Origin of the sequence: uncultured Actinomyces sp., assembly GCF_963526355.1 — a bacterium.
Lineage (GTDB): Bacteria > Actinomycetota > Actinomycetes > Actinomycetales > Actinomycetaceae > Actinomyces.
Genome location: NZ_CAUROW010000081.1, coordinates 1 through 7,954 on the forward strand (window position 1 = coordinate 1; position 7,954 = coordinate 7,954).

The window sequence follows — 7,954 nt, forward strand, 5'->3', positions numbered from 1 at the left end:
TTACGTGTCCACCAAGCTCGTCATCGTGGAGTCCCCCAACAAGGTGCGCTCCATCGCCGGCTACCTGGGTCCGGAGTTCGACGTCGAGGCCTCCGTGGGGCACATCCGCGACCTGCCGCAGCCCTCCGAGCTGCCCGCCGCCATGAAGAAGGGGCCCTACGGCAAGTTCGCGGTCGACGTTGAGGACGACTTCACGCCCTACTACGTCGTCAACCCGGACAAGAAGAAGACGGTCGCCCAACTCAAGAAGGCCCTCAAGGACGCCGACGAGCTCTACCTGGCCACCGATGACGACCGTGAGGGCGAGGCCATCGCCTGGCACCTCCAGCAGGTCCTCAAGCCCAAGGTGCCGGTGCGCCGCATGGTTTTCACCGAGATCACCCGCGAGGCCGTCACCCGGGCACTGGACAACACCCGCGACCTGGATATCCACCTCGTCGACGCCCAGGAGACCCGCCGTATCCTGGACCGCCTCGTGGGCTACGAGGTCAGCCCGGTCCTGTGGCGCAAGGTTCGCGCCGGTCTATCCGCCGGGCGCGTCCAGTCGGTGGCCACCCGCCTCGTCGTCGAGCGCGAGCGTGAGCGCATGGCCTTCCGCTCGGCCTCCTACTGGGGGGTGGAGGCCACCTTCTCCACCGTCCTGTCCCCGGTGGACGTCTCCGCCCGTCAGAATGCCTCCTTCACCGCCCGCCTTGCCACCCTCGACGGTCGGCGCGTGGCCACAGGCCGCGACTTCAACGACGACGGCGAGCTGCGCCCGGCCGCCCTCAAGGCCTCCGCCGTTCACCTCCACCAGGTGGGGGCCACCGCCGTCGCCGAGGCCATCGGCCGGGGCGAGCCTCGGGTGGCCAGCGTCGAGGACAAGCCCTACAAGCGCCGCCCGGCCGCCCCCTTCACCACCTCCACCCTCCAGCAGGAGGCCTCCCGCAAGCTGCGGATGAACCCCCGTGAGACCATGCGGGTGGCTCAGGGCCTCTACGAGAACGGCTTCATCACCTACATGCGCACCGACTCCACGGTCCTGTCCGGTCAGGCCGTGGCCGCGGCCCGTTCCCAGGTGGCCGAGCTCTACGGTGCCGAGTACGTCCCTGAGCGCCCCCGCGTCTACGCCTCCAAGTCCAAGGGCGCCCAGGAGGCTCACGAGGCGATCCGCCCCGCCGGCGACCACTTCCGCACCCCGGCCCAGGTCTCCGCAGAGCTGACCGGTGCCCAGTTCCGTCTCTACGAGCTCATCTGGAAACGGACGGTGGCCTCCCAGATGGCCGACGCCGTCGGATCGACCGCCACCGTGACCGTCGAGGTGCCCCTGACCCCGGCGGCCGGCGAGTCGCGCGACTCCGGCCCCACCTTCTCCACGGCAGGCCTGACCGCGTCGGGCACCGTCATCACCTTCCGCGGCTTCCTGGCCGCCTACGAGGAGGGTCGTGACGCCGAGCGCTACCAGGAGGACTCCGGTGCTGCCACCAAGGACTCCAAGGACGTGCGCCTGCCCGCGATGATCACCGGACAGGAGCTGGCCGCCCTGGCCGCCGAGGCCTCGGGTCACGAGACGACGCCGCCGCCGCGCTACACCGAGGCTTCCCTGGTCAAGGCTCTCGAGGAGCGCGAGATCGGCCGGCCCTCGACCTATGCGGCCACCATGTCCACGATCTCCGACCGAGGCTACGTCGACCACCGAGGCCAGGCCCTGGTGCCGACCTGGCTCGCCTTCGCCGTCACCCGCCTGCTGGAGGAGAACTTCACCGAGCTCGTCGACTACGACTTCACTGCCTCCATGGAGCGCGATCTGGACCGGATCGCCGCCGGTGAGGAGGACCGGGTGGCCTGGCTGCGGCGCTTCTACAACGGTCAGGGCGCCCCCGACGCCGTTGTCCAGGAGATCGCTGAGGCCGCGGCCGTCGGCGATCTCGACGCGGCCGCCGCCTCCGCCGTCGAGCTGCGGGCCCAGGGGCTCAAGGGGCTGGTCGACAACCTCGGTGAGATCGACGCCCGCGCCGTCAACTCCATCGAGATCGGCGAGGGCATCACCCTGAGGGTGGGGCGCTACGGCCCCTACCTGGAGGACGCCGAGGGCAAGCGCGCCAACGTGCCGGCCGACCTCGCCCCCGATGAGCTGACCGTGGACAAGGCCCGTGAGCTGTTCACCCGTGCCGCTGACGACGGTCGCGAGCTCGGCGTCGACCCGGTCAGCGGGCACGTCATCATCGCCAAGGATGGCCGCTACGGCCCCTACGTCACCGAGGTCCTTCCCGACCCCGAGGAGACGGCCGCGGCTGAGGCGTCCGACTCGGCCTCCGCAGCCGCCCAGGCCGGGGAGACGGCGACGAAGACGGCGAAGTCCACGAAGACGAAGAAGGCCGCCAAGCCCAAGCCCCGCACCGCCAGCCTTCTGCGCTCCATGGACCTGTCCACCGTGACCCTGGAGCAGGCCCTGGACCTGCTGAGCCTGCCGCGCGTCGTCGGGCAGGACCCGGAGTCGGGGGAGGACATCACCGCTCAAAACGGCCGCTACGGGCCCTACCTCAAGAAGGGCACGGACTCGCGCTCCCTGGAGACCGAGGAGCAGATCTTCACCGTGACCCTGGAGCAGGCCCTGGAGATCTTCGCCCAGCCCAAGCGGCGTCGAGGGCAGGCGGCCGCCCGCGGACCGATGCGTGAGCTGGGGCAGGACCCGGCCACTGACAAGCCGGTGGTCATTAAGGACGGCCGTTTCGGCCCCTACATCACCGACGGGCAGACCAATGTGACCGTGCCCCGCGGTGATGACCCGGCCACCATCACCTCCGAGCGGGCCTTCGAGCTGCTCGCGGACAAGCGCGCCAAGGGGCCGGCCAAGAAGCGCACCACCCGCAAGACCACCGCGAAGAAGACTACTGCCAAGAAGACCACGACGAAGAAGGCCGCAGCCAAGACGACGACGAGCAAGGCGGCTGCCTCGAAGAAGGCCTGAGATGCTGCGCCGGCGGATGGTGCGGACCGCTGAGGTCGGCTCTCAGTCGGTGACGTTCCACGCGCCGGGGTGCACGCGGCATCCGGCCGGGGGCATTCTGCGCGTTCGGGGACAGGAATCCCGTCCCCGAACGCGCAGACAACACCCGACGGCGTCGAACGTCCCCGGCTGCGCAGTTGCTTTTCTTCCGTGAGCATCGTCGCTGCCCCGGTCGCAGTTCTGCGACACCCCGGCGACGAGGATGACACAACCGACCGGTATTGTATTTCACGTATAAATACCACATGAGTTCTGAGAGGAACCCGTCATGCGTCTGCCCCAGATCGTTCTCGCCAGTACTGCCGCCCTGGTCCTGTCCTCGTCCCTGGGCGCCTGTTCCCTGTCCGTCGACCGCTCCGGGGCCGGCTCGTCGAGAGCGGCTCAGGTCGAGCAGAATGAGCCGAACAAGACGACGAGCGCCGGCTCCCAGGGCTCTGCGAATGCCGACGCACAGGGACCGGCTGACTCTGCGGGATCGGCGAAGACCGGTTCCCAGGCCGCCTCGAAGGGCTCCGTCGACAAGGATGATGACAAGGATGGCGATCAGGACGGCGATGACGCCCCCATTACGGATGCGACCTGGAAGGACATCGTGAACACGGGCCAGCGCACGGAGGTCTCTGGAACCCACACCGTCCAGAGCTTCGGGTCGACCCTCAACCTGGTGGGTGACCTCGATACGCTCACGATCCAGGGCTCCGACGCCAGGGTCGCCGCCGAGAACGTTGACACCCTGACCATCCAGGGCGGTGGAGTCACCGTCTACGCCCGCGACATCGATCACCTCAACATCATGGGCTCGGACGTCACCGTCCACTGGCTGGGTGACGACCCGACGATCCAGGACTTGGGCGTCAACAACACCACCGGCAGGCTCGTCCAGTGAGAATGCCGTGACCCATCCCGCTGCGCCGGCCCCGTCCGCCACCGTCCTGCTCGTCGATGACGAGGCCCCCATCCGTCGCTCGCTGGGTCCGTATCTGGAGCGCAGCGGGTACCGGGTCCTGCTCGCCTCGGACGGGGTGGAGGCCCTGGACCTTCTGGCCTCCTACCAGGTGGACATCATCGTCTCCGACGTCCTCATGCCCAGGATGGACGGGCGAGAACTGGTACGGCGGGTGAGGGCCGGTGGGGCGTGGACCCCCATCATCCTGCTCACTCAGGTCAATGCCTCGTACGAACGGGTCTCAGCGCTCGACGACGGCGCCGACGACTACCTGTCCAAGCCCTTCGACCCCGCCGAGTTGGCCTCCCGGATCCGGGCCGTCCTTCGCCGCACCCGGGGGATGGCCCAGCCGCTGACCTCCGCGTCCAGACTGATGGCCGGCGAGCTGGTCCTGGAGCGGACCTCGCGGCGAGTCACCCTGGCCGGGCGCGAGGTGACCCTGACCCCCAAGGCGACGGTGCTCCTGGACTACCTCATGACTCACCCCGGCGAGCTTCACACGCGCGACGACCTACTGGCCTCTCTGTGGGGCATCGACTTCGCCACCTCCACGCGCGCCGTTGACCACCGCGTCCGCGAGATCCGCCAGGCCCTGGGCGACGACGCCACCAACCCCACCTACATCGAGACGGTCCCCTCCGTCGGCTACCGCTTCCGGGGCGAGGTCCGGGCATGAGCCAGTCACCGTCGGAAACTCCGGCGTCGAACCTGCCGCCGTCGCTTCCGCCTCGGGAGCCCCTTCAGGACGGCCACACCCGACGCCTGTCGTCGACGGTGGACATGGGTGGGCCACAGACCATGAAGATCCGTCAGGCCCACGCGGACCCGTCGCCTCCGCGGCCCCGTTCCTCAGCGGTTCCTTCGCTTCCGACTCAGCCGATGATGGGACAGCTCGTGATGAGTGATGGCCGGGTTGGAGAGCCCCTTCATGGGCCCACTCCTGAGGCCACCCCGGTCAACTCGGCCTCCGCGACGGAGAAGCACTCCGGCAGGATGTGGATCGGGTGGGCACTCGTGCTGCTCGTCATCGCCGTCGTGGTCGTCATCGCCTATGCGGTCTACGGCTTGGCGCCCCTGCTCATCACGACGACGGTGCCAGTTGCCGTTGTGGTGATCGGCATCGTGCTGGTGCTGCTGTCACTGCTCATAGCCGTGGGACGACGCCGGGAACGAAGAGCGGTCGAGCGGGCCCGGCGTGAGGCCCAGCAGGAGGCCTGGGCCCGCCACCAGCAGTTCCTGCGCCGGCTGGACCATGAGCTGAAGAACCCATTGACGGCAGTGCGGGCCGCCGTCGCCGACCTGCCGCAGGCCCAACCGCAGGAGCTGCAGGCCCGGGTCGACGTCGTTGACGCCCAGGCCCGCCGGATGGGCCGCTTGGTGACGGATCTGCGCAAGCTGGCAGACTTGGAGACGGCTGCGCTGTCGCTGGAGGATGTCGACATCGCCGAAACGGTCCAGGACGCCGCCCAGGCGGTCGGTGAGGAGGGCGCAGCCCGGGGCGGGGCGCCCAAGATTCGCCTGGACCTGCCACAGGTGCCGTGGCCGTTGTCGCATGTGCGCGGCGACGGTGACCTGCTCTACTCCGCCGTCTACAACGTCATCTCCAACGCCTCGAAGTACACCGGGCCGGGTGGGACAGTCGAGGTGCGCGGCCGGGAGGAGTCCGGCACCATCACCATTGAGGTGGCCGACACCGGGATCGGGGTGCCGCAGGCGGACCTGCCGGCGGTGTGGAGCGAGCTGGCGCGCGCCGGCAACGCCCGAGGGCTGCCGGGCTCGGGGCTCGGACTGGCGCTGGTGGCGACGATCGTGCGCCGTCACGGAGGCAGCGTTCGCATGGCCTCCCGCGAGGGCGTGGGGACTCGCGTGTGGCTGAGCCTGCCCGTCGCGGGCCCGGTGAGTGCGACGTGACCGTGCTCGCCACTCGTCCGTTGAGGTCCTGTCGCAGGACTGCGACATGACGGGGACCGGGTGGCGACAACGTGCCGGTGACGTTCAGGTCATGACGAAGCGCTCATCTCCCTACGTCAAGGACGTCGACCGCGTCGTTGTCAAGGGAAACAATGCGGAGATGGTCTGGGCCGGCAGTACCCCCGCGGGTGGAGGACTTCGGCCGCAATACCGAGACCCGCCAGCAGGGCGCTAAGAGCAGCCGACCGGGACCGACGGTGGGGCCGACTGAGACCGACTGCGCCCGCTTCGTCCGGTGACCCGCCCGGCTCTCAAGCCTGGAGGGCCGCACGGCCGCTACGCTGGGGATGTGACTCAGCCGCCCCCCGCCACGGCCCACCCCGGTCTGTTCATCTCCTTCGAGGGAGGCGACGGTGTCGGCAAGACGACGCAGATCCGCATCCTCGCCGACCTCCTGGCCGCCGCCGACGTCGACCACGTCCTCACCCGTGAACCGGGCGGCACCGAGCTCGGCGTCGAGATCCGGCGCCTCCTCCTGCACGGTGGTCACGTCGCCCCGCGTGCTGAGGCCCTCCTGTACGCCGCCGACCGCGCCCACCACATCGCCACCCGTGTGCGGCCCGCCCTTGAGCGCGGCGCCGTCGTCCTGGCCGACCGCTACCTCGACTCCTCGGTCGCCTACCAGGGGGCGGCTCGATCGCTGGGCCCCCAGGAGGTGCGTGACCTCTCCCTCTGGGCCACCGAGGGCCTCCTGCCGGACCTGACCATCCTGCTCGACGGTGACCCCGACCTGGCCGAGCGACGTGCCACCGGCCGTGGCGCCAGGGACCGCCTTGAGCAGGAGGGCGCTGCTTTCCGCACCGCCCTGCGCCGCCATTTCCTCGTCCTGGCCGACGCCGAGCCAGAGCGATTCGTGGTCGTTGACGCGGACCGGCCCGTCGACCAGGTGGCCGACGACGTCATCGAGGCCGCCGTCGTGGCTGTGCGCCGCCACGGCGTGCACCACGAACACGGCACCGTTCACCAGGGGGTCCTCCTCGGCCTGGAGGCCTTCGTGAAGGCCGCCGCGCGCCGCGGCGCCGAAGAGCCGACGAACCGATCGGAGGCTCGATCATGAGCGTGTGGGAGGACGTTGTCGGCCAAGAGGCCGCCGTGGCCGCCTTCAGCGCCGCTGCTCTGGCGGCTCGGGAGGCGGCTGGGCGGCTTGAGGCGAACGCCGTCGGAGTCGTCCCCGGGGTCCCGCACAGCGAGGGTGGCGTGGGGTATGGGACATCGGGCTCCCCGGTCGGGCTCGCGATGAGCCACGCCTGGCTCGTGACCGGCCCGCCCGGCTCGGGCCGTTCCAACGCCGCCCGTGCTTTCGCCGCCGCCCTGCAGTGCACCGGCCCCGTTCCCGGCTGCGGGCGGTGCAAACCCTGTCGTGACGTCATGGCAGGCTCCCACCCCGATGTCGTGCGCCTGACCACCGAGAAGCTCATCATCACCATGGATGAGGTCAAGACCCTCATTGGTGAGGCCCAGCGCCGCCCCTGGACCGGCCGCTGGCGCGTCATCCTCGTTGAGGACGCCGACCGCATGGCCGAGCGCACCACCAACGTCCTGCTCAAGTCCATCGAGGAACCACCGCCCCAGACCGTCTGGCTGCTGTGCACCCCCAGCGCTGACGACGTCCTGCCCACCATCCGCTCCCGCTGCCGCCTGGTGACGCTACGGATCCCACCGGCCGACGCCGTCGCCGAGCTCCTTGTGCGCCGTGACGGCGCCGACCCCGAGCTGGCCGCCCGGGCCGCCCGGGCCAGCCAGTCGCATATCGGGCTCGCCCGGTACCTGGCCACCGATGCAGACGCCTGGGACCGGCGCCGTCGTCTCCTGCTCGCCCCGGTCTCTCTGCGCAGCGTCGGCGACGCCGTCCTGGCCGCCGCCTCCCTGGTTGAGGCCGCCGAGTCCGAGGCCAAGGAGGCCACCGCCGAGCGCGATGCCCGGGAGAAGGCCGAGCTGGCCCGCGCGCTCGGCCTGGAGAGCGACGGGAAGATCCCGGCGGCCCTGCGTGCCCAGATCCGCCAGCTCGAGGAGGACCAGAAGCGCCGCGCCAAGCGCGCCCGCACCGA

6 protein-coding genes are annotated in these 7,954 nt (G+C 70.1%); all 6 read left to right on the forward strand.

What is annotated here, in order from left to right; translation table 11 throughout:
• The first annotated feature begins 4 nt into the window (after positions 1-4).
• On the forward strand, positions 5-2,950 hold the full coding sequence (gene topA, locus RWR81_RS11180; protein WP_314457800.1) for a type I DNA topoisomerase: 2,946 nt from the start codon (positions 5-7) through the stop codon (positions 2,948-2,950).
• A gap of 307 nt (positions 2,951-3,257) precedes the next feature.
• Positions 3,258-3,875 carry a hypothetical protein gene (locus RWR81_RS11185; protein ID WP_314457793.1) on the forward strand — a complete coding sequence of 206 codons (618 nt, stop codon included), beginning with the start codon at positions 3,258-3,260 and terminating at the stop codon, positions 3,873-3,875.
• Between the two features lie 7 nt (positions 3,876-3,882).
• Positions 3,883-4,611, forward strand: a complete 729-nt coding sequence (locus RWR81_RS11190) for a response regulator transcription factor (RefSeq protein ID WP_314457795.1) — start codon at positions 3,883-3,885, stop codon at positions 4,609-4,611.
• 203 nt (positions 4,612-4,814) lie between these two features.
• Entirely contained in the window at positions 4,815-5,846 is a 1,032-nt protein-coding gene (locus RWR81_RS11195; RefSeq protein ID WP_314457797.1) for a HAMP domain-containing sensor histidine kinase, read from the forward strand.
• A gap of 349 nt (positions 5,847-6,195) precedes the next feature.
• A complete protein-coding gene (tmk, locus tag RWR81_RS11200) occupies positions 6,196-6,963 on the forward strand; it encodes a dTMP kinase (RefSeq protein ID WP_314457798.1) in 768 nt (255 codons plus the stop codon).
• The coding region (locus tag RWR81_RS11205) for a DNA polymerase III subunit delta' (protein WP_314457799.1) at positions 6,960-7,954 on the forward strand (995 nt) is incomplete at its 3' end. The genes tmk and RWR81_RS11205, both read left to right, overlap by 4 nt.

Excerpts from the sequence above, each read along its gene's own strand:
- RWR81_RS11185 (WP_314457793.1), top strand. The coding sequence starts at position 3,258 with ATGCGTCTGCCCCAGATCGTTCTCGCCAGTACTGCCGCCCTGGTCCTG.
- RWR81_RS11195 (WP_314457797.1), top strand. The coding sequence starts at position 4,815 with ATGATGGGACAGCTCGTGATGAGTGATGGCCGGGTTGGAGAGCCCCTT.